Genomic DNA, 22,609 nt, shown 5'->3' with positions numbered 1-22,609 from the left:
TATATTAAAGGATAGCTATTTTAATTTAACTTTTGGATCTAACCAAACGTAAATTATGTCTACAAAAATATTAATAATTATAAAGAGTAGAGCTATAATTAATACAGCACCCATAATTACAGGCAAATCTAATGTATTTAAAGCATTTACAATTTCTTTACCTAAGCCATTCCATCCAAAAATATATTCTACAAAAACTGCACCAGCTAACATAGAAGCAAACCAACCTGAAATTGCTGTTACGACTGGATTAAGAGCATTTTTCACGGCATGTCGCTTTATAATTTGAAACTCACTTAACCCCTTTGCTCGTGCTGTTCGTATGTAATCCTGACTAAACACCTCGAGCAATGAATTTCGCATGAGCTGAATCACTACGGCAAGTGGTCGAATACCCAAAACAATGGCTGGTAAAATTAAATTTTTCCATTTTATATGCATTGCTTCACCAAAATCGTCCAGTTCATATAAACTTCCTGTCATTTCTAAATGTGTAAATTCATGTAATACGTAACCAAAAAACCAGGCAAATAAAATAGCGCTAAAAAACGAAGGCACACTCATGCCGAGTGTACTAAATATTTGAATAAATTTATCTAGCCAAGAATCCTTAAACAAGGCTGAAACTATACCTAACAAAACACCTATAACTATAGCAATAGTAATGGAAGATATAGCCAAAACAAATGTATTAGGCAAGGTTTCGGCTAGTACCAGACTCACTTTTTTTCCTTGTTTCGTAAATGATTCTCTTAAATAAGGCCATTTTATTACGGTAGTTATACTACCAACGGTAAATAATTGAGTGGCTTTATACTTATTAGCTTGTAAAAACGTATAATGGTCAGATTTAGCAGAATGAAATGATAAAGGAGATAAATCGTTTAAGTAATATAAATACTGGGTACTAACCGATTTATCAAAACCGTACTTTTTTTTAACAATAGCCAACTGGCTGCTATCCTCATTTTGTCCGAGCATCATTTGTGCAGGGTCTCCAGGGAGCACATTAAATAAAAAGAATATCACAGTAACCACACCAAATAAGGTGAGCATGGCATAGGTGATTTTATTGAATAAATAACTAAGCAGCCGTTATGGTTTTAATTATGGTTTTTATTTTATAACTGAAAGGAATCAATATCGTTCCAGTGTACTTTTTGCTTTATCGTTCCTTTTTGCAATTCAATGATTCCAGGATTAGCTCTAACCACGGTTTTTAAAGCTTTCTCATCACACAGATACCAAGCAATATCTAAACCATATGTTTTATTAATACTTTGCTTTGCAGGTTCTCCGGAAGCCGTTAGCCCTATAACCTTAAACCCTTTGCTTTCAGCTTCTTTAACGAAACTTTTCAGAGCTTCTGCTCCGGCTTTTTCAATTTTCTCTAGACTATATGAAATTATAACGATTAAACGATCTTCAGCCAGAAATTGCGATGTTAAATTTTCAGTTTCACTTTCAATAGAAAAATCGTAAATAGGTGGCTGGTACCCTTCGTCGATAACTTTTGTCTCTACGCTTACGTAATCACCTTCTACCGTTGGGTAATCACCTAATGTTGTAATTACTTCGTCCTTACCATTTACATTGAATTTCCATTGGTATTCAACAACTGGCTTAGGTGCATCTTCTGGCACAGTCATGCCTTCCTCTATATTAGCTCCTATTTTGTAAGCTCTAAAATCGACCACTGGCAAATGCATTAACACATGATACCCCAACCATAATGAAAATACAAAACTTAATAAAGCCAATACCGTTGTATATAAAGTTGTAAATACCGGGGTGATATAACGCTTGCCTACAAATAAAATTAAAACAAATATTAACAGAATTAAATCCTTAGTAAAACTCTCCCAGGGTGTTAGTTTTAAGGCATCTCCAAAACATCCACAATCTTTTACTTTATCGAAATAAGCTGAATAGAATGTTAGAAATGTAAAGAAAATAATCATTCCTAATAAGCTCCAAACTGTAAATTTAGGCTTGTACCCAATAAGTAAAAACACTCCTAAAATAACTTCAAACACAACAACGACGATTGATATTATTAAGGCATAAGGCTCAAAAAACGGAAGATTCAACACATCTGGACTAAAGTATTCCTGTAACTTATAAGAGAAGCCTAAAGGGTCATTAAGTTTTATTAATCCTGAAATAATAAATAATATACCAACAAATATTCTGCTAAGGGCTACTAAAATCTTCATATTAAGCGTTTAAATGAATTAAGGCAAAAACCGCATAATTAATCATATCTTGATAGTTAGCATCAATACCTTCACTAACCAGTGTTTTGCCAGAATTATTCTCAATTTGCTTTACGCGCAATAGTTTTTGTAAAATTAAGTCGGTTAGACTGCTTACCCTCATATCGCGCCAGGCCTCGCCGTAATCGTGATTTTTATCTTCCATTAACTTTTTAGTTATGGCTACCTGCTTTTCATACAATTCGGTTACTTCATTTGTAGTTAAATCGGGTTGTTCGGCAACACCTTTATCAATTTGAATCAAGGCCATGATACAATAATTAATAATCCCGATAAATTCACTTACCTCACCTTCATCAACCTTTCGTACTTCATTTTCCTGAAGACTTCTAATACGCTGCGCCTTTATAAAAATCTGATCGGTTAACGATGGTAATCGCATTATGCGCCAGGCGCAACCGTAGTCGGCCATTTTTTTGACAAATAAACTTTTACAGGTATCGATAACAGCATCGTATTGCTTTGAAGTATCTTGCATGAATAAATTTTGAATTTTGGGTAAATTTCGCTTAAATTGTTTAAAGTTCAAAAGTTGAAGCCTTAAAGTTTTTTTAATATTCAAATTCCTTGACTTACGCCATTGTATTTCTGTATTTTTATCCTAATAAATCCATATCAATTTTAATCAAATAAATCATTTAAATACATTTCATGCAAAACCCATATCCCGACAAAAAAGATAATCAATGGCTAGATTGGGCTATAGAATTACAATTTATCGCCCAAGCAGGGCTAACTTACTCTAAAGATGTTTTTGACCTGGAACGATTTGAAAGAATCCGAGCTATTTCGGCAGAAATAATGAGCTTAAAATCGGGTTGGACCTTCGATAAAGTAAATGAGGTATTTTGTAATGAAACAGGGTTTCAAACACCTAAACTAGATACCAGGGCGGTAATAATTCAAAATCAAAAAATTTTATTGGTGAAAGAAAAAAACGGCACCTGGTCACTACCAGGCGGATGGGTAGATGTGAACGAATCTGTAAAATCAAACACAATTAAAGAAGTAAAAGAAGAATCTGGATATACCGCCATTCCATTAAAAATTCTTGCCGTTCAGGATAGAAAAAAACATAATAAACCAGAATACGCATATGGTGTTTGTAAAATATTCGTGCTTTGCGATATAGTTGACGGCGACTTTACTCCAAATTCCGAGACTTTAGAGCGTCGATTTTTTGCATTAAATGAATTGCCCCTACTGGCCACAGAAAAAAACACAAAAGACCAGATTGAACTCTGTTTTAAAGCTTATAATTCTACCCAATGGGAAACAACTTTCGATTAATCACATCTAAAATATTTAACTTTAATTCTAGATGCCATAATAAAGATAGTTACTATAGCTATTACACATATTTTAATCGATTCTGGTGGAGTAATTAGAAATACACTTGGTAAATCCTCACATTTACATTATTCTATTTTAACAATGATTCCATATTTTTGGTAAAAATATTCATATAAACTAAGGTTGGAAAAAATGCGTTATTTGATCCTCGTAACATATTTCAAAATCTAACAACAGGTTTTATTAAAACCATATTACAAACGTCATGACTATAAACTGCAAAGGGCAACTTATCGACTTATCGAGTCCGAAAGTTATGGGAATCTTAAATATTACACCAGATTCCTTTTACGATGGTGGTAAACATAAAAATGCATCGGATATTCTTACACATGTCGAAACCATGTTATCTGAAGGAGCAACTTTTATAGACGTTGGCGCCTATAGCTCAAGACCAAATGCCGATTTTGTTTCTGAAGATGAAGAACTAAAACGTATCACGCCCATAATAGAATTAATACTCAATTCATTTCCAGACACCTTGCTGTCCATAGATACGTTTAGGAGTAAAGTTGCAACACAAGCTGTAAATATGGGTGCTGCCATAATAAACGACATATCCGCTGGACTTTTAGATGAAAACATGTTACCAACAATCGCGCAACTCCGTGTGCCCTACATTATGATGCACATGCGAGGAACACCGCAAAACATGCAACAATTCACCAAGTACGACCATTTAGTTCAAGATATACTCAGTTACTTTTCAGAGCGTATGTCGAATGCAAAAGCACTAGGGATTATTGATGTGATTATAGATCCAGGCTTTGGTTTTTCTAAAACTTTAGAGCAAAACTACGAACTATTAAACCATTTAGAACGCTTTAAAATAACCGAAAAACCTATACTAGTAGGCGTATCTAGAAAATCGATGATATACAAACAACTTCGTATTACACCACAAGAAGCTTTAAACGGAACAAGCGTATTAAATACCGTAGCTTTGCAAAAAGGTGCTCATATTTTAAGAGTTCACGATGTAAAGGAAGCTATGGAAAGTATCCGGCTTTTAGAAGCTCTTAATAATTAATCTTATTTTACTAAATTTACCAAAACCCATTCACCTTGGATATATTTAATGACCTTTTAAAATTTTCAGTTATAGACATTATCGATGTTATTCTGGTAGCACTTCTACTCTATTATGTTTATAAACTCATTAAAGGCACCGTAGCCATCAATATTTTTATTGGTATCATTATTATTTATTTGGTTTGGCGGTTAACCGAGTTCCTTAATATGGAATTACTTTCAGGGATTTTCGGTGGTTTTATGAAAGTAGGAATCATTGCGCTTATTGTTGTTTTTCAACCAGAAATCAGAAAGTTTCTACTTATGGTAGGCTCTACTAATTTTAATCGCAGAAGAAATTTTTTAAAGCAATTCAGTTTTTTGAAAACGGAAAATGAAGACGAAACCAATGTCGACGCCATTATATCGGCTTGTACAAAAATGGGGCAATCGCGCACAGGGGCATTAATTGTTTTTGAACGAAACAACAATCTGGATTTTTTGAGCTCGAGTGGTGATGAAATGAATATTAGAGTTACTCAACCTATTATTGAAAGTATATTTTTTAAAAATAGCCCATTACACGATGGGGCTATTATAGTAAGTAATAATATTGTAAAAGCCACACGAGTTATCTTACCATTGAATAATGAAAAAACGGTTCCTAAACGTTTTGGATTACGCCATCGAGCTGCGATTGGTGTTACCGAAAAAACCGATGCATTAGCACTGGTAGTAAGTGAGGAAACCGGGCAAGTATCTTATTTTAAGGATGGTGAATTTATTGTATTCGACACTACGGAAGGTTTAAAAACATTAATAAAAAATGATTTAGCTTAAACGACTTCTTCCTGTAAAAACTGCACTTCGTAAAGGTTTTTATAATACCCGTTTTCTTTTTTAAGAAGTTCGTCGTGTGTACCTTGTTCAACAATTTCACCAGCATCCATTACCAGAATATTATCGGCTTTTTTAATAGTTGCCAAACGATGAGCGATAACTATAGACGTTCTGTTTTTTGTAATTTTTTCGGTAGCGTTTTGAATAAGTTGCTCGGAGTACGAATCGACAGAAGAGGTTGCTTCATCTAAAACCAAAATACTAGGGTTGGTAACATAAGCTCTTAAAAACGAAATTAACTGTCTTTGCCCAGATGACAACATAACACCACGTTCTTTTACATTGTAATGATAGCCACCGGGTAAACTGGAAATAAAATCGTGCACGCCTATTTCTTTGGCAGCCTCTACCACTTGGGTTTCAGTAATCTCTGGATTATTTAAAGTAATATTATTTAAAATCGTATCAGCAAATAAAAACACATCCTGTAAAACAACTGCTATTTGCGTTCGTAATGACGCTAAGGTGACATCTTTTATATTAACATCATCAATAGCTATTTCTCCTGATTTTATTTCATAAAAACGATTAAGCAAGTTAATTATAGTAGACTTTCCTGCTCCAGTAGCTCCTACAATCGCAATGGTTTCACCTGCTTTAACCTCAAAAGAAATACCCTTTAATACAGCTTCATCTTCCACATAACTAAATACAACATTTTTAAAGGCAATATCACCCTTAAAATTTTCAGCCACTATCGTTCCGGTATCATCAATTTGCGATGTCGTATCCAATACCTTAAAAACACGTGTTGCAGCCACCATGCCCATTTGCAAAGTGTTAAATTTATCTGCTATTTGTCGCAACGGCCTGAATAACATTGGAATAAACATGATAAATGCTATTAAGTCCCCCTGAGACACCTCGTTATTCTCGAGCACAATACTTAAACCACCGTACCAGGCTACTGCCCCTATACAAACCGAAGAAACTAAATCAGCCAAAGGAAAAAATATGGAATTATACCAAACTGTTTTTAACCAACCCTTTTTATGACGTTCATTTATAGCTTTAAAGTTTTTGTATTCCACATCTTCACGGGTAAACAATTGAAGAATCTTCATACCTGTTAAGCGCTCCTGTACGAAAGAATTTAGGTTCGAAACCTCGTTTCTTACTTCTTCAAAAGCAACCTTCATGTATTTCTGGAACACGCGCGTGGCATAAAGTAATATAGGCAACATCACAAAAACGATGAGACTTAAACGCCAGTTTATAACAACCATAACACCAAAAACAACCACCATGGTAAGTAAGTCTCTAAAAATCATAAACAGACCTTGACCAAAAATATCGGCAATACGCTCCATATCAGTAACTGCTCTGGTAATTAACACGCCTACCGATGAGTTGTCGTAATACTTCATCTTAAACTTAAGCAAGTGATTAAATAATTTTACCCGAACATCCTCCACCAGATTTTGTCCTAACCAAGCCGCATAATAAATAAAGGCTAACTGAAAAACGGTTTGCAGAATGAGCACAGCAAACATGATAAGAACATAATACAAAAAGCTTTCAGAGGCTTTTATTTCTATACTATTATCTATCGCGTATTTTGTTATATATGGCGTTGCAGCACTAAATGCTGCTAATAACACCACTAAAACCACCAAGGCAACAAATACTACATTGTATGGTTTTATATATTGAAATAGTCTTTTAAAAAGTACAAAATCAAAAATGTTTTCTTTTGTTTTACTCATTACAGTCTTATATCGTTAGGATAAGCTACTTGGGTTAAATATAAAGCATGTCCAGGTACCGAATACCCAGCCTTACTCCTGTTTTTAGATTGTATTATTGCGTGTAAATCATTTACTTCTATTTTACCCAATCCAATATTTACCATAGTCCCCACAATAGCGCGCACCATATTGCGTAAAAATCGATCGGCTTTAATAACAAAATGCAGCTCGTCATCTTTAAAAAACCACTCGGCTTTCATAATTTCACAATGATACGTTTTTACATCGGTATTTACCTTTGAGAAGCACTGAAAATCATTATACTCAAACAAAATTTCGCAAGCCTCCTGCATTTTTGAAACATCTAAAGGCTGTTTCACATAATATGCTGCCGTTACATTAAATACATTTTTCTTCAATGCAATACGATACAAGTAAGCTCTACTAATCGCATCGAAACGTGCATGAGCCTCGGGTTTTACCTTAAAAATATCATGTATAGCAACATCTTTGGGCAAAAAAGCATTAAGTTTATAGACCAATTGCTCCGCATCAAAAATTTCTTCTGTATCGAAATGCGCAAACATTTGGGTAGCGTGTACGCCGGTATCTGTTCGACCCGCACCAACAACGGCTGTGGGACATTTTAACAAAGTACTTATACCTTTCTCTAAAACCTCCTGCACCGATATAGCTGTTGGCTGATTTTGCCATCCATGATAAGCGCTTCCGTTATATGACAACTCAACAAAGTACCTCAAATTAACCCAATTATTTTTAATGAATTAGCAAAGATAGACAGTTTTAGTATTCTTACGAAAATCTAGGTCTTAATTCTATATTAAAAGATGGGTTTCGGTGTTACCCTTTTGTCCGAGATTTTGCTAATCACGGTATTTGGCCAGATCAAAGGTTTCGCTCAATCCATAGCGCGATATAAACTGATTTGAAAAAGCAAATTTACTTAAAACTCTATTTTAATCTCTTCAGCTACCTTTCTTCTCTGATCTTTTGGCTTTACAAAATCTATACGATTCAAATATGGGTTATTATCAATCTGAATACTAATTGCGTTTGCATAAATATCCAATATTTTATAAGATAAGCTAACTTTACCATCATAGAGAAATAATGAGTCTTTTTCTATCTTGTAATTAAAATCACTACCATTAAATATCAATTCTCCTAATTCTTCAGAAACAACAAAAGTAGAATCTCCCTTTACTTGCACATGGGTATTTTTATTTTGCATAACATTTCCAACTATTTTAAAAAAAGAGGTATCCTTTACTTGATAGCTTATAACATTATAACGACATGGTTCGATAAAATTTTGATAAGATTTTGAGTTCTCTTTTTTACATGAAATGATAGATAGAAGTGTAAATACTAATAAAAGGTTTTTCATAATTATTCTGTTTTAATTTTTAATATTTGATAGTTTGACTGGTTGTGCAAATATGTCTTGTACGTTACATAAAATATTATGATTACATTTAACAATGTAAAACCTAACTTTAAATAAGCCTGACTTTCTATATCAAATAAAAAAGCATCCCATTCATCTTGAGTAAAATGCTTTGTTGTTTTTCTTATATAATCCAATCTTAAAAAGTTAAAAGTTCTAAATGCAAAATAAACTACAATCCATATTACCTGCATTTTAATAACTTTTGCACCAAGCTCCTTAACACCTTTAACACTATCCTTTTTTAATAACCATAGTATTAATGGTACTATGACAGCAAAAAACGAATTGACTAAGAAAAGTATTGGAGATAAAGCAAGTATTAGCAAAAAATTAGGGTTTTCATTTGGTTGCCATTCAATTAAAAAATCAGGGGAAACTTCTAAAGCCGATGATAATCTTTTAATAGTATCTCCTGAAGGGTTTTTATTTTCATTTTCTATTCTTTGAATGGTCCTTAAACTTAATCCTGCTATATTAGCAAGTGCTTCTTGAGAAAGTCCTTTACTTTTTCGGAGATTTTTAATTTTATGGGACAGTAAATTATTATCCATATTTTATACTTTCTTCAGCCAAACTAAAAATTATTATCAAGATTTCTCATAAAATCGATATGACAATTTTATGACACTACTGCTAATAGCAATAGTTATAGGCTTTGTCAAAGAATTTATTTGTTATAAAATTTAAGTTTCACCTCTTATTTATGCATCAAAATAAAATACAAAAAACCATAAATGAAACAAATTAAACTTTGTATCTATAACTAGTATCTCTACTTTTACACCCAAATTAGTATTCTACGCATGACCAAAATCTTGTTACTTTCAGACACGCACAGTTATATTGACGAAAAAATTTTAAAATATGTAAAGCAAGTAGATGAAGTTTGGCATGCAGGAGACATTGGCGACTTACATGTTACCGATGCCATAAAAGCCCTAAAACCGATTCGTGCGGTTTATGGCAATATCGATAATTCTGAAATACGAACCGAGTTTCCTGAAAATAATCGTTTTATGTGCGAAGGTGTGGATGTATGGATTACCCATATTGGTGGCTATCCAAATGCCTATAACATGAGGGTTCGTGATGCTATAAAAGAAAATCCACCAAAACTTTTTATTTGTGGTCATTCGCACATTTTAAAAGTAATGCCTGACAAAACATTAAATCTATTACATATGAATCCTGGTGCTGTAGGCAAACACGGTTTTCATAAAGTACGCACTATGTTGCGATTCACCATCGATAGTGGTAAAATAGACAATCTGGAGGTTATTGAATTTGAAGATAGGTATTAGTGCTTTGGTCTTTGGGTTTTGCGCAAAATAATACTTTACTTTTAGACTTTTTAACTAACCGAACGTTCTCGAAATAATTTCGCGTACTTCGAGAACACTTCAACCAAGGTTCGTATTTTTCACAATTTTCACTTGTAACTTTTCTTATTTTCTATTGTTATGGATTTAGGTAAGCGACCAAGTAGCCACATACCCAACGAAAGGGTAACATCATAAATAAAAAAACCCTCGATATAAATACCAAGGGTTTTTAACGCACTAATACTACTAAGATGTTAGGTTTATCGCAATCGATCTACAGATTTTACAAGATCTTCATCCTTTTTAATTGCTTTATTGGCTAAAGCTAAAAATACGATAGAAATGATAGGAAGAAGCATCCCAATACCTTTCTCTGAAACGTTAGTTTCTCCAGATAAATTTAGAGATTGATACACAAAAAATCCTAGTAAAATAAAGTTTAATATGATGTTTAGTCGCCCCAACATAAATTGAGACTTCCTGTTTTTATACTTAAATATAGTGACTAACGACAAGGCTGCCGAAGCCAAAAACAAAGCCAAATACAATAAATTATCCTTAGCATAAATCACGACATCATTTCCTGTAATCCATAAATGAAAAACAAAAATTAAGCCGGCAGATACAGCTGAAGCTAATAAAAGATATAATGTTTGTATTCGTTGTATCATTGGTTTTTTTAAACTCGAAGGCAAAAATAATGGTTTCTTTTAAAATTTTACTACAAAAAATTAAAATAAAGTTGTATAATTGCAATAACAATTCTCAACAGCCGCATTAACAGGTTGTTAATTCTTCAGAATAAAATCATTTTTTTTCAGAAAAACCCAAATTTTAAAATTCTAAAATATATTATATTAAACATCAATGTTTGAAATTTCTCAATTAAACGCAAAAAAGCTCTCTGATTTACAAGAGATTGCTAAAAAACTGAACATTCCTAAGTATCGTTCTTTAAAAAAGATGGATTTAGTTTATCAAATACTAGACCATCAGGCTGCAGACCCAAAAGCAGTTAAAGCTGTCGTTGATTCTTCTGAAACAGCTACTCCTAAGACTAAAGAAGCCCCTAAAAATGAAGTCAAAAAACCGAGACAACGTGTACAACGCAGCAAAAGTGCACCTGTAAGTAAGGAAGCAAAAGTAGAAACTAAGCAACCTACAGCAAAAAGTCCTTCAAGTGAAAAACCAGCGGCTTCTGAAAACAAATCGGATAAACCCGAACCGAAACAAAATAAGCCTAAGTCGAGTAATAACCAACCACAAGACCGCCAGAAGGATAATCAAAACAAAAACCAGCGAAAGGATAACCAGCATAAACAAAACCAGCACAAAAACCAAAAAAATAATAACAACAATAATAATGTTGAAGCTGGTAATAAAGATAACCGAAACCGTTATCGCGAGCCTGATTTTGAATTTGATGCCATTATAGAAAGTGAAGGTGTTTTAGACATTATGCAGGACGGTTACGGATTTTTAAGATCATCGGATTATAATTATTTATCTTCTCCTGATGATATTTATGTTTCACAATCGCAAATTCGCTTATTTGGATTAAAAAAAGGAGATACTGTTTTAGGAAACGTACGACCTCCAAAAGAAGGCGAAAAATATTTCCCTTTAATTAAGGTTAATAAAATTAATGGTCAAAAACCAGAAGTGGTTAGAGACCGTGTAGCATTCGAACACTTAACCCCTTTATTCCCGAAAGAGAAATTCAATATTGCTGAAAAGCAAAGTACGATTTCTACAAGAATTATGGACTTGTTCTCGCCAATAGGAAAAGGACAGCGTGGTATGATTGTATCGCAACCTAAAACGGGTAAAACCATGTTACTAAAGGATGTGGCTAACGCAATTGCCGCTAACCACCCTGAAGTTTACTTAATGATTTTACTTATCGACGAACGTCCTGAAGAGGTTACCGATATGCAACGTAACGTGCGTGGTGAGGTTATTTCATCAACATTTGACAAAGAAGCTCATGAACACGTAAAAATTGCCGATATCGTACTGGAAAAAGCCAAGCGTTTAGTAGAATGCGGCCATGACGTTGTTATTCTTTTAGATTCCATTACCCGACTAGCTCGTGCTTACAATACCGTTCAGCCTGCCTCTGGTAAAATATTAAGTGGTGGTGTTGATGCTAATGCTTTACATAAACCAAAACGTTTCTTTGGTGCAGCTAGAAATATTGAAAATGGAGGTTCTCTAACCATTATAGCGACCGCATTAACCGAGACAGGTTCGAAAATGGATGAGGTTATTTTTGAAGAATTTAAAGGAACCGGTAATATGGAACTTCAGTTGGATAGAAAAATTGCCAACCGCAGAATATTCCCTGCTATCGACCTTACGTCTTCAAGTACACGACGCGACGATTTACTATTGGATGAAGCAACAATACAACGTATGTGGGTTATGAGAAAATATTTAGCAGATATGAACCCTGTTGAAGCTATGGAATTTATTAACGATCGTGTTAAACAAACCAGAAATAATGAAGAGTTTTTAATCTCAATGAATGGTTAAAAACCGATTTAATAAAAACAAAAAAACCTTTCTTTTTCAGAAAGGTTTTTTTGTTTCAAATTATATTCTAATAATAAAAATTAAAAGTTATTTAAAAGATCTCTATACTCTTTTAAGTCTGCTACATTAATCTTATTATCTAAATTTTTCATTAGAGACAATACATATTTTAAACTTTCAACAGGCGAACTTTCAACTGCTGTTTCTTCTGTTTCAAATTCATCATCTTCCTCTTCAAGCATAGGTATTAAAAAGGTTTCATTTTCCTGAATATGCTCGTAAGTTAATCGTAATACTTTTACAACTAAAGGAATTTGCTCTTCTAAGGCATAGCCTCTTAATGTTTTTAGGTCATCAATTAATACATCTGTATTGATTCCTGATTGATCCAGATTATTTAAAATCTTATCAATTAATTTTATGGCTTTAGTATTTTCCAAAGGACGTATATTATATAAATAGTTTAACTATGTTCTGCTTTTGCAAATTTAGAGCATTAGAAAACAAAATCGGAATTTTTTCTAATCAATTTAATTAAATTATAACCAAATAGCTGCAATAAAAATACTTGATATATAACAAAAAAAGCCTCTCTTAAAAGAGAAGCTTTTAAATATTTATTATGTATTCTAACTATTAAAGCGCAGCTACGTGCTTAGCTAAACCAGATTTTAGGTTAGCCGCTTTGTTAGCATGAATAATGTTTTTCTTTGCCAATTTATCTAACATAGATACAACCGAAGGAAATAAAGCTTCTGCTTCTTTTTTATCAGTTAACTCACGTAATTTCTTGATAGCATTACGAGTGGTTTTGTGCTGATACTTGTTAACTAAACGTTTAGCTTCGTTACTTCTAATTCTTTTTAATGCTGACTTATGATTTGCCATTTTCTTTTATATATTATTAAAATATTGTAGCCCGTAGGGGAATCGAACCCCTCTTACCAGGATGAAAACCTGGCGTCCTAGCCGATAGACGAACGGGCCATTACTATTGTTTTTCGAGAGCGCAAATGTAACACATATTTATTACACTTACAACTTCTTTTCAATAAATTAATGTACTTTGTTAAATTGAGAAAATTAGTAGCCCGTAGGGGAATCGAACCCCTCTTACCAGGATGAAAACCTGGCGTCCTAGCCGATAGACGAACGGGCCATTGTATTTTTGAATGCAGAAAGAATTTTACAATTCTAACGTAATATACATTTCAAATAACTGGCAATTTTCTCGATTGCGGTTGCAAAATTACACCTTTTTTTAAATGCTGCAATACCTAATTAATTTTTTTTTAAAAAAATTTTCAATTAATAGGCTTTAGCAAATAAAACGCGTCCTTTTGATGGCTTACCTGAATACACACAAACACCTTCTTCCTCCTTCATATCCAAAGGAATACATCTAATAGTAGCTTTAGTTAATTCTTTTATTTTCTCTTCTGTCTCATTAGTTCCATCCCAATGTGCAGATACAAATCCTGTTTTCGTTTCAAGAACATTCTTAAATTCCTCAAAAGTATCGACCTCTGTTACATGAGTATCTCTAAAGTTTAATGCCTTATTAAATAAGGTCTCTTGAATCTCCTTTAGCAATTCTTCGACAGTTACTGCGAGTTCATTTAATGTTACAATAGATTTGGTAAGCGTGTCTCGTCGTGCTAATTCAACTGTACCATTTTCGAGATCTTTAGGTCCAATTGCAATTCTTAAAGGCACACCTTGTAATTCATGCTGTGCAAATTTAGCACCTGGACGCTGTGTATCTCTATTATCAAATTTTACAGTAATTCCCTTAGCTCGCAAATCGCTCATGATAGTATTAGCGACTTCGGTTATTTCTGATAATTGATCTTCGTTTTTATAAATAGGCACAATCACCACTTGATTTGGGGCTAAGTTTGGAGGTAATACCAAACCGTTATCATCACTGTGAGTCATAATTAATGCCCCCATTAAACGCGTAGAAACACCCCATGATGTAGCCCAAACATAATCCTGTTTACCTTCTTTATTCGCATACTTAACATCAAACGCTTTTGCAAAATTCTGCCCTAAGAAATGTGATGTTCCTGCTTGAAGTGCTTTTCCGTCCTGCATCAATGCCTCTATACAATAAGTTTCTTCGGCACCTGCAAATCGTTCACTTTCAGTTTTAACTCCTTGAACTACAGGAATAGCCATAAATTTTTCTACAAAAGTTGCGTATACATTATTCATCGTTTTTGCTTCTGCCAATGCTTCAGCTTTTGTCTCATGAGCTGTATGACCTTCCTGCCATAAAAACTCGGCAGTACGTAAAAACAATCGAGTACGCATTTCCCAACGAACCACATTTGCCCATTGATTAATTAATATGGGTAAATCTCTGTAGGATTGTATCCAATTTCTATAGGTATTCCAGATAATAGCCTCAGAAGTAGGCCTAACAACAAGTTCTTCTTCTAGTTTAGCCTCTGGATCTACTCTTAATTTACCTGGTTTATCTGGATCGTTTTGCAACCTGTAATGTGTTACAACAGCACACTCTTTAGCAAATCCTTCAGCATTTTTCTCCTCGGCTTCAAATAAACTTTTTGGAACAAACAATGGAAAATAAGCATTTTCATGTCCTGTTTCCTTAAACATTCGGTCTAATTCCGCCTGCATTTTTTCCCAAATAGCATATCCGTAAGGCTTAATTACCATACAACCTCTTACAGCAGAATTCTCGGCTAAATCAGCCTTTACTACAAGTTCGTTATACCATTTTGAATAATCTTCTGCTCTACTGGTAAGTTTTTTACTCATATTAGTATTTTGGCACAAATATTGTGATTATGTTAAATATAGAAATAGTTTCGCAAAACTAACTATTTTTGTTATGTTCAACAATAAAAATCGAATGATATGCAATTTAACAACTACTTAATCAAGAAAATGCCATACTTGGCCGTTTTAGGCTTGGTAATTGGCTTGTCTTCATGTAGTTCTTATCAGTATGTTGGCGCTAATGATGGGATTTACGGAAGCACAGAACAATACGACCGCTATGAAGCAGCTGTTGTTGAAGTGCCAAAAGATAATTCTAACAGTAATTATTACTCCAATTACTTTAAAAATAAATCTATAGAAGCTGATCAAATTATTGCTAACAGCGAAATTTTCACCGATATCGATGACTATGAAACAACAGGATACACAGAGGATGACGCGCAATTAAACGACTATCAAGGTTATGGCGGCTGGGGTCAAGAAAATAGTAATGTTACCATTAATTTTAACACTGGTTATGGTTTCTGGGGTGACCCTTATTGGAATAATTGGGGCTGGAACAACTGGGGTTGGAACAATTGGGGTTGGAATTACGGGTGGAATTATGGATGGAACAATTGGACTGTAGGTTGGGGCTGGAACAACTGGGGTTGGAACAATTGGGGCTTTTATGACCCTTTTTGGTGTGGTCCTTATTATAATGGCTGGGGATATTATGGATCTCCATACAGAGGAAGATATTACGGAGGCTATTATGGTAATAACGGAATATACGATAGAAGAAATATTGCCTACAGTGCAAGCCGAAGAGGCAGCTACAGTAACCGAGCGATTGCAAGTTCTTCTGTTAACAGAAGAGGTAGTAGCAATTCGGACACACAATCTAAATATGTAACGCGAAGAAGCAGTATTAACAGAAATGGTGTTAGTGCCGACAGACGTAGTTATAATACGAATGGAACACGTGCAACCTCAACAACGCAAAGACGTTCCTCGTCAACATATGCACCTTCTAGAAATTCTACCTCAAGAGCTTCATCATCAACTAGAAGAACAACAAGTAGAAGCTACACACCTTCAAACTCGAATAGCAATAGCAACTATTCTAGAAGATCATCTTCGAACAGTGGCAGCTACACACCAAGTCGCAGCTACAGTTCTGGTTCAAGTTCCAGATCAAGTTCTGGCGTATCGAGATCATCTGGCAGTAGCAGTCGTTCAAGTGGAGGCTCTAGATCATCTAGTGGTGGAAGACGATAAAATTCAATAAAAAAAAGAAAAAGAAAAATATATGAAAACCTTAAACCTATTTCTACTAGGTATGTTATCGGTGTGTGCTATTAATGCCCAAGATATCAGTGACGCCCTGCGATACTCGCAGGATGAAATTCAGGGAACCGCTCGTTTTAGAGCTTTAAGCGGGGCTTTTGGTGCCTTAGGTGGCGATATGAGTGCAGTGAGTATAAACCCTGCCAGCTCGGCCGTTTTTAATGCCAGTCATGTTTCCTTTTCACTGTCAAATACAGATGTAAAAAATGAAACCCAATACTTTAATGGTTTCAACAAAATAAACACTTCTAAATTTGATTTAAACCAAGGTGGAGCGGCTTTTGTTTTTGCTGCTCGGAATAATTCCCCGTGGCGCAAATTTTCTTTGAGTGTCGCTTATGAGAAAACAAACAACCATGAAAATGCATGGAATGCTATTGGAACTAACACCAACGATGATGGTCAATTTAGCAACTCTATAGCCAGTTATTTTTATGACTACGCCAATGGTGTTCGTTTAGATGAAATTTCACTCAATGACAGGTTTATTGAAGATGCGTATCAGGATATTGGATCTCGATTTGGATTTGGGCACCAGCAAGCTTTTTTAGGTTACCAAGCGTATGTTTTAGACCCTGTTACTGATACTGACGATAACACATCCTATGTTGCTAATGTTGCAACGGGTAATTTTGCCCACGATTACGCCTATATTTCAACTGGTTATAATGGAAAAATATCATTTAATTTTGCCACACAATATCAAGACAATTTGTATTTAGGACTTAACTTAAATTCGCATTTTATTGATTATGATCGTGTAACAAGCTTGATGGAAGACAATTTTAATGGAGGTGATATCGAATTTATTGATTTTGACAATTCCTTATCAACAACTGGTAACGGGTTTTCTTTTCAACTAGGTGGTATATTAAAAGTAACGAATGAATTTAGAGTCGGCGCTACTTACGATTCTCCAACATGGTATACTATAAGAGAAGAAACCACACAATATATTAATACAAACCTTGCCGAACCTGATGTTGAATACCTTCCGTCAATCATTAACATTTATCCGCAATACCAACTTCAAACACCTGGAAAATTAACCGGAAGCTTAGCTTATATTTTTGGTACTCAAGGCTTGATAAGTTTCGATTATTCGTATAAAGATTATGGAAACACAAAATTCAAACCAACTTCCGATGCCTTTTATGCCGACCAAAATAATATAATGAGCAATATTTTTACGGCGGCTTCTACATATCGTATTGGAGGAGAATATAGAATAAAACAACTTAGCCTTAGAGGTGGTTACCGCTATGAAGAAAGCCCATACACCAATGGGGTAACAGTAGGCGATTTAAACGGTTTTTCTGTTGGGCTCGGTTATAATTTTGGCAACGTAAAATTTGATCTCGCGTTCGACCAAGCACAACGTTCATTTGAAACACCTCTATATAATGTTGGTTTAATAGAAACAGCTTCAATAGACCAAACCAATTCGAACGTTACTTTTTCATTAAGTTTTAACTTATAAAAAGAATTACATCAACAATACATAAAGCTTGAATACTAAAATTCAGGCTTTTTTCTTTTTAAATGTAATTAATAGAGATAAAAACAGACAGACCCTCTAAATTAATTGTTTAATAATACAAATCATAACAAAACTGTTTTGCTTATCTTTGCAAACTTAAAGTGATTTTTTTGGTTAATGATATGATTATCATTCAACTAAACAACAATGAAATGAACAGATGAAAATTGAGAATAACATAGAAGAATTTGAATCTTTAGGAGACGACCACATTGGAACTTCATCAGACACTCCTATGCGTGGTGATGCTTTTAAGCTTTCTAATGAAGAAAAAATAGAAATTATAAAAGACGATGTCCGTCATATTATGGAAACCTTAGGGCTAGACTTAACCGACGACAGTTTAAGAGGTACGCCTAACCGTGTAGCAAAAATGTTTGTAAAAGAAATTTTTGGCGGTTTAGATCCAAATAAAAAACCTAGCGCTTCTACTTTTGACAACAAGTATAAGTATGGTGAAATGCTTGTGGAAAAAAACATTACGGTTTACTCAACGTGCGAACACCATTTACTCCCTATCGTTGGAAAAGCACATATTGCCTACATTTCTAATGGTTCAGTTGTTGGATTATCAAAAATGAATCGTATCGTTGATTACTATGCGAAACGACCACAAGTACAAGAGCGCTTAACCATTCAAATAGTTAAAGAACTTCAGGACGTTTTAGGCACCGAAGATGTAGCATGTGTTGTAGACGCTAAACATTTATGCGTTAACTCCAGAGGTATTCGCGATATAGAAAGTAGTACAGTTACCTCTGAATTTGGCGGTAAATTTAAGGAAGAAGCCGTTCGAAGAGAGTTTTTAGATTACATAAAATTAGATACCAAATTTTAACTAATGTTATAGTTTAAGCGTTGAATCTAAATAAGATTTTAACGAATTAAGATATGCCTTATTGATCTCTTATCAACATTCGTTTATAAAAACCTGAATTCAATCATTAAACTACAAACCGCACATATCAATGCAGCTTTTTAAAGATCAACACATAAGTATTTATAATTCACTTACAGGAAAGAAAGAACTTTTTAAACCTATTAACGACGGCCATGTTGGCATGTATGTATGTGGCCCAACCGTATACAGTAACGTGCATTTAGGCAATGTAAGAACATTTATGTCTTTTGATATGATTTTTAGGTATCTTAAGCATTTAGGTTATAAAGTACGTTATGTAAGAAATATAACAGATGCAGGTCATTTAGAAAATGATGCTGATGCGGGTGAAGATAAAATCACAAAAAAGGCACGATTAGAACAAATTGAACCGATGGAAGTTGTGCAACGCTATACTGTAGATTTTCACAATATATTAAATACGTTCAATTTCCTTCCGCCAAGTATAGAACCCACAGCCACGGGACATATTATAGAACAAATAGAACTTATAAAAAATATTATCGATAATGGCTTTGCGTACGAAGTTAATGGTTCGGTATATTTCGATGTTCATAAATTTAATGAAAGTCACGAATACGGAAAATTAAGTAAACGTAAGTTGGAAGATTTAATTCACAACACTCGTGAATTAGACGGACAAAGTGACAAAAAGAATCCGCAGGATTTTGCACTATGGAAAAAAGCAGAACCTCAGCATATTATGCGTTGGCCCTCACCTTGGGGCGATGGATTTCCTGGCTGGCATCTTGAGTGCACTGCTATGAGCACCAAATATTTAGGTGACCGATTCGACATTCACGGTGGCGGTATGGATTTAAAATTCCCGCATCACGAATGTGAAATTGCTCAAAATGAAGCTGCCAAAGGAGAAACTCCTGTCAATTATTGGATGCATGCTAATATGCTGGAACTTAATGGACAGCGCATGTCTAAAACAACAGGAAACACAGTAAATCCAGACGAATTGCTTTCTGGAAACAATAAGTTTTTCAGTAAGGCTTTTGCTCCTAGTGTTATACGTTTTTTCATTGCTCAAGCACATTACCGCAGTGTTTTAGACTTAACTGACGATGGTTTACTGGCGAGTGAAAAAGGGTTTTTAAGGCTAATGGAAGCTATCAATTTGTTAGATGGTCTGACAGCTTCAAGCGCTTCAACAATAGACCTTAACGCATGGAAAAAGGCTTGTTACGATGCTATGAACGATGATTTTAATTCGCCAATTTTAATTGCCCACTTATTTGAAGCAGTAAAATTTATAAATCAAATTAAAGACGGAAAAGCAACATTAACTGAAAACGATTTAAAGACATTAAAGGACACTATTAACATTTTCACTTTCGATGTATTAGGGCTTGAAAATGTAAGCAAAACAAACTCAGGTACAGATAAATTATCGGCGGCCGTTGATATTTTAATACAACTAAGACAAGAAGCGCGAGCCAATAAAGATTTTGCCTTATCTGACAAAATACGTGATGAACTGGCTAATTCTGGTATCCAGTTAAAAGATGGCAAAGACGGAACAACGTTTTCTGTAAATTAATAATCAAAAAATAAGAGCGGAGTCGAATGCAATTTATTGATATGATTCCGCTCTTACTTATTCTGTTTTAATTTTATTTCTCAATGAAAAAACTACTTGTTGCTCCTTTTATTTTTTTAATAAAAGTATATCAAACAGTAATATCTCCATTAACACCTGCAACTTGTAGATACACTCCAACCTGTTCACATTACAGCAAAGAAGCACTTCAAAAGCATGGGGTGTTTAAAGGTGGCTGGTTGGCCATTAAACGAATATGTAGTTGCCACCCTTGGGGTGGCTCGGGATACGACCCGGTTCCATGAAACTAATTTTGAAAAGCATAAATTTGAATGTTTCTTTTTAGAGACCTATGGGGCTTACTTTATGTTTCATTCAAAAAATATGCTTTTTAAAATCTGATACTAAAATATATAAAATATCGATAAAACGCAAATAATCACGTTGAAATACGTTTTATTTAACATTATTAACAGGAATATTCTTCAATATCTCTAATACGAAATTCCAATATTTCTTAACCGAAGATATTTGAGCACGCTCGTCGGGTGAGTGTGCCCCCTTAATATTTGGTCCAAAACTAATCATATCCATATTTGGATAATTTTGACCAAGGATGCCACATTCTAAACCAGCATGACATGCAGCAACATGAGGTTTTTCACCATTCAAATCTTCATACAATTTTGTCATAACCTTCAGAATAGCAGAATCCATATTAGGCGCCCAACCAGGATAATCCCCTGAGAAATCCACTTCGCATCCTGTTAATTCAAAAGTTGCTCTTAAAGTGTTGGCCAAATCCATTTTAGAGCTCTCTACAGAAGATCTTGTTAAACAGCCAACATGAATTTTTCCTTCTTTTAAAACGACTTTAGCTATATTATTTGATGTTTCTACCAAATCAGGAATATCCGCACTCATTCGATACACGCCGTTGTGCGCCGCATATATTGCTCTTGTAAAACCTTCCTGAACACCTAAATCCATTATTTTTTCTGGTGTCTCACATTTAGAAACGATTATTTCTAAATCTGGTTCCATTGTCTTATACTCACTTTTTATGGTATCAGCTAAAAGTTGCATTTCTAATAAAAAGGCTTCTTCATGAATCCCGTCAATAGCAACAATAGCCGTACTTTCACGAGGAATAGCATTACGTAAACTACCTCCTTCTATTTGAGAAATTCGTAAACCAAAATTTTCAAAACCGTCAAACAATAAACGATTCATAATCTTATTGGCATTACCTAATCCTTCATGAATTTGCATTCCTGAATGGCCTCCCTGCAGCCCTTTTACCTTAATCTCGAATCCTATTTTAAACTCTGGTGTTTCTTCTTCAACATATGCTCTGGTTGCGGTAATATCAATACCACCAGCGCATCCAACGCCTATTTCATCATCTTCTTCTGTATCTAAATTAAGAAGAATGCCACCCGACAACAATCCTGCTTCTAATCCCATTGCTCCAGTCATTCCTGTTTCCTCATCGATAGTAAACAAAGCTTCAATAGCAGGATGTGCAATCGTTTCACTTTCTAAAACGGCCATTATTGTAGCAACGCCTAAACCGTTATCAGCACCCAAGGTTGTGCCTTTTGCACGAACCCAATCTCCATCTACATACATATCGATGCCCTGTGTCTCAAAATCAAAAACTGTATCGTTATTTTTTTGATGTACCATATCGAGATGTGATTGCATAACAACGGTCGTTCTGTCTTCCATTCCTGACGTTGCTGGCTTTTTAATAATCACATTTCCAACGGCATCAACCAGAGTTTCCAATCCTAGATTTTCACCAAAAGCTTTCATAAAAGCAATAACCTTACCTTCTTTTTTAGAAGGCCTTGGCACAGCATTTAAATCGGCAAATTTATTCCAAACTTGTTGGGGTTGAAGTTGTCTTATTTCTGAACTCATTATATCATTTTTTTGTTACTACAAAGGTAACAAAACAGTAATGACTTTAACATTTAC

The 22,609-nt window shown here is 34.4% G+C and carries 22 protein-coding genes and 2 tRNA genes; 10 read left to right on the top strand and 14 right to left on the bottom strand.

What is annotated here, in order from left to right:
* Nucleotides 1–15: 15 nt before the first annotated feature.
* Genes ICJ83_RS13760 through ICJ83_RS13750 form a run of 3 tightly spaced genes read right to left on the bottom strand, consistent with a single transcriptional unit; the run spans nucleotide 16 to nucleotide 2,754 of the window.
* Nucleotides 16–1,092 (bottom strand): ABC transporter permease, encoded by a 1,077-nt coding sequence (locus ICJ83_RS13760; protein WP_223154783.1) that lies wholly within the window; start codon nucleotides 1,090–1,092, stop codon nucleotides 16–18.
* Between the two features lie 29 nt (nucleotides 1,093–1,121).
* Complete coding sequence (locus ICJ83_RS13755) at nucleotides 1,122–2,216, bottom strand: BT_3928 family protein (RefSeq protein WP_188230981.1); 1,095 nt, start codon at nucleotides 2,214–2,216, stop codon at nucleotides 1,122–1,124.
* Nucleotide 2,217: 1 nt separating this feature from the next.
* Complete coding sequence (locus ICJ83_RS13750; protein WP_188230980.1) at nucleotides 2,218–2,754, bottom strand: DUF1599 domain-containing protein; 537 nt, start codon at nucleotides 2,752–2,754, stop codon at nucleotides 2,218–2,220.
* Nucleotides 2,755–2,927: 173 nt separating this feature from the next.
* Here ICJ83_RS13750 and ICJ83_RS13745 point away from each other — a divergent pair, with 173 nt between their 5' ends.
* The 3 genes from ICJ83_RS13745 (at nucleotide 2,928) to ICJ83_RS13735 (ending at nucleotide 5,480) form a co-directional block, all read left to right on the top strand.
* A complete protein-coding gene (locus ICJ83_RS13745) occupies nucleotides 2,928–3,566 on the top strand; it encodes an NUDIX hydrolase N-terminal domain-containing protein (RefSeq protein ID WP_188230979.1) in 639 nt (212 codons plus the stop codon).
* Between the two features lie 268 nt (nucleotides 3,567–3,834).
* The gene (gene folP, locus ICJ83_RS13740; RefSeq protein ID WP_188230978.1) at nucleotides 3,835–4,659 is read left to right on the top strand and encodes a dihydropteroate synthase; all 825 of its coding nucleotides are present in this window, start codon (nucleotides 3,835–3,837) and stop codon (nucleotides 4,657–4,659) included.
* A gap of 35 nt (nucleotides 4,660–4,694) precedes the next feature.
* Complete coding sequence (locus ICJ83_RS13735; protein WP_188230977.1) at nucleotides 4,695–5,480, top strand: diadenylate cyclase; 786 nt, start codon at nucleotides 4,695–4,697, stop codon at nucleotides 5,478–5,480.
* On the opposite strand, the gene ICJ83_RS13730 is transcribed toward ICJ83_RS13735, so the two are convergent.
* The 4 genes from ICJ83_RS13730 to ICJ83_RS13715 all read right to left on the bottom strand — a co-directional run bounded on the left by ICJ83_RS13730 (nucleotide 5,477) and on the right by ICJ83_RS13715 (nucleotide 9,250).
* On the bottom strand, nucleotides 5,477–7,246 hold the full coding sequence (locus ICJ83_RS13730; RefSeq protein ID WP_188230976.1) for an ABC transporter ATP-binding protein: 1,770 nt from the start codon (nucleotides 7,244–7,246) through the stop codon (nucleotides 5,477–5,479). The genes ICJ83_RS13735 and ICJ83_RS13730 overlap by 4 nt on opposite strands.
* A complete protein-coding gene (gene truA / locus ICJ83_RS13725) occupies nucleotides 7,246–7,989 on the bottom strand; it encodes a tRNA pseudouridine(38-40) synthase TruA (protein WP_188230975.1) in 744 nt (247 codons plus the stop codon). The genes ICJ83_RS13730 and truA overlap by 1 nt, the downstream gene beginning before the upstream one ends.
* 203 nt (nucleotides 7,990–8,192) lie before the next feature.
* On the bottom strand, nucleotides 8,193–8,636 hold the full coding sequence (locus ICJ83_RS13720; protein WP_188230974.1) for a hypothetical protein: 444 nt from the start codon (nucleotides 8,634–8,636) through the stop codon (nucleotides 8,193–8,195).
* A 2-nt stretch (nucleotides 8,637–8,638) separates the two neighbouring features.
* Nucleotides 8,639–9,250 carry a helix-turn-helix domain-containing protein gene (locus tag ICJ83_RS13715; protein WP_188230973.1) on the bottom strand — a complete coding sequence of 204 codons (612 nt, stop codon included), beginning with the start codon at nucleotides 9,248–9,250 and terminating at the stop codon, nucleotides 8,639–8,641.
* A gap of 252 nt (nucleotides 9,251–9,502) precedes the next feature.
* Here ICJ83_RS13715 and ICJ83_RS13710 point away from each other — a divergent pair, with 252 nt between their 5' ends.
* On the top strand, nucleotides 9,503–10,000 hold the full coding sequence (locus ICJ83_RS13710; protein WP_188230972.1) for a metallophosphoesterase family protein: 498 nt from the start codon (nucleotides 9,503–9,505) through the stop codon (nucleotides 9,998–10,000).
* A 281-nt stretch (nucleotides 10,001–10,281) separates the two neighbouring features.
* On the opposite strand, the gene ICJ83_RS13705 is transcribed toward ICJ83_RS13710, so the two are convergent.
* Nucleotides 10,282–10,692: a DUF4293 domain-containing protein gene (locus ICJ83_RS13705; RefSeq protein WP_188230971.1), complete on the bottom strand. Its 411-nt coding sequence runs from the start codon at nucleotides 10,690–10,692 to the stop codon at nucleotides 10,282–10,284.
* A 196-nt stretch (nucleotides 10,693–10,888) separates the two neighbouring features.
* Here ICJ83_RS13705 and rho point away from each other — a divergent pair, with 196 nt between their 5' ends.
* Complete coding sequence (gene rho, locus ICJ83_RS13700) at nucleotides 10,889–12,556, top strand: transcription termination factor Rho (RefSeq protein ID WP_188230970.1); 1,668 nt, start codon at nucleotides 10,889–10,891, stop codon at nucleotides 12,554–12,556.
* A gap of 80 nt (nucleotides 12,557–12,636) precedes the next feature.
* Here rho and ICJ83_RS13695 read toward each other — a convergent pair whose 3' ends face one another.
* The 5 genes from ICJ83_RS13695 to proS form a co-directional block, all read right to left on the bottom strand.
* A complete protein-coding gene (locus ICJ83_RS13695; RefSeq protein ID WP_188230969.1) occupies nucleotides 12,637–12,996 on the bottom strand; it encodes a hypothetical protein in 360 nt (119 codons plus the stop codon).
* A gap of 196 nt (nucleotides 12,997–13,192) precedes the next feature.
* Nucleotides 13,193–13,444, bottom strand: a complete 252-nt coding sequence (gene rpsT, locus ICJ83_RS13690) for a 30S ribosomal protein S20 (RefSeq protein ID WP_188230968.1) — start codon at nucleotides 13,442–13,444, stop codon at nucleotides 13,193–13,195.
* Nucleotides 13,445–13,471: 27 nt separating this feature from the next.
* Nucleotides 13,472–13,543 (bottom strand) — tRNA-Glu (locus tag ICJ83_RS13685).
* 100 nt (nucleotides 13,544–13,643) lie between these two features.
* Nucleotides 13,644–13,715 (bottom strand) — tRNA-Glu (locus ICJ83_RS13680).
* A gap of 149 nt (nucleotides 13,716–13,864) precedes the next feature.
* Nucleotides 13,865–15,343 carry a proline--tRNA ligase gene (gene proS, locus ICJ83_RS13675; protein ID WP_188230967.1) on the bottom strand — a complete coding sequence of 493 codons (1,479 nt, stop codon included), beginning with the start codon at nucleotides 15,341–15,343 and terminating at the stop codon, nucleotides 13,865–13,867.
* A 99-nt stretch (nucleotides 15,344–15,442) separates the two neighbouring features.
* On the opposite strand from proS, the gene ICJ83_RS13670 reads away from it, so the two are divergent.
* The 5 genes from ICJ83_RS13670 (at nucleotide 15,443) to yidD (ending at nucleotide 20,931) form a co-directional block, all read left to right on the top strand.
* A complete protein-coding gene (locus ICJ83_RS13670) occupies nucleotides 15,443–16,567 on the top strand; it encodes a hypothetical protein (RefSeq protein ID WP_188230966.1) in 1,125 nt (374 codons plus the stop codon).
* 31 nt (nucleotides 16,568–16,598) lie between these two features.
* Nucleotides 16,599–18,116, top strand: coding sequence for an OmpP1/FadL family transporter (locus tag ICJ83_RS13665; protein WP_188230965.1), 1,518 nt, complete (start codon nucleotides 16,599–16,601; stop codon nucleotides 18,114–18,116).
* A gap of 220 nt (nucleotides 18,117–18,336) precedes the next feature.
* Nucleotides 18,337–19,014, top strand: coding sequence for a GTP cyclohydrolase I FolE (gene folE, locus ICJ83_RS13660; protein ID WP_188230964.1), 678 nt, complete (start codon nucleotides 18,337–18,339; stop codon nucleotides 19,012–19,014).
* Between the two features lie 130 nt (nucleotides 19,015–19,144).
* Nucleotides 19,145–20,626 carry a cysteine--tRNA ligase gene (gene cysS, locus ICJ83_RS13655; protein ID WP_188230963.1) on the top strand — a complete coding sequence of 494 codons (1,482 nt, stop codon included), beginning with the start codon at nucleotides 19,145–19,147 and terminating at the stop codon, nucleotides 20,624–20,626.
* A gap of 83 nt (nucleotides 20,627–20,709) precedes the next feature.
* The gene (gene yidD, locus ICJ83_RS13650) at nucleotides 20,710–20,931 is read left to right on the top strand and encodes a membrane protein insertion efficiency factor YidD (protein WP_188230962.1); all 222 of its coding nucleotides are present in this window, start codon (nucleotides 20,710–20,712) and stop codon (nucleotides 20,929–20,931) included.
* Between the two features lie 151 nt (nucleotides 20,932–21,082).
* Here yidD and ICJ83_RS13645 read toward each other — a convergent pair whose 3' ends face one another.
* A complete protein-coding gene (locus tag ICJ83_RS13645; RefSeq protein WP_188230961.1) occupies nucleotides 21,083–22,552 on the bottom strand; it encodes an aminoacyl-histidine dipeptidase in 1,470 nt (489 codons plus the stop codon).
* Nucleotides 22,553–22,609: the final 57 nt, after the last annotated feature.

The sequence above is a fragment of the Aestuariibaculum sediminum genome (assembly GCF_014596945.1).
In the GTDB taxonomy this organism is placed as follows: domain Bacteria; phylum Bacteroidota; class Bacteroidia; order Flavobacteriales; family Flavobacteriaceae; genus Aestuariibaculum; species Aestuariibaculum sediminum.
Note: the sequence above shows the minus strand (reverse complement) of the source record. Positions and strands in the feature narration are given on the sequence as shown.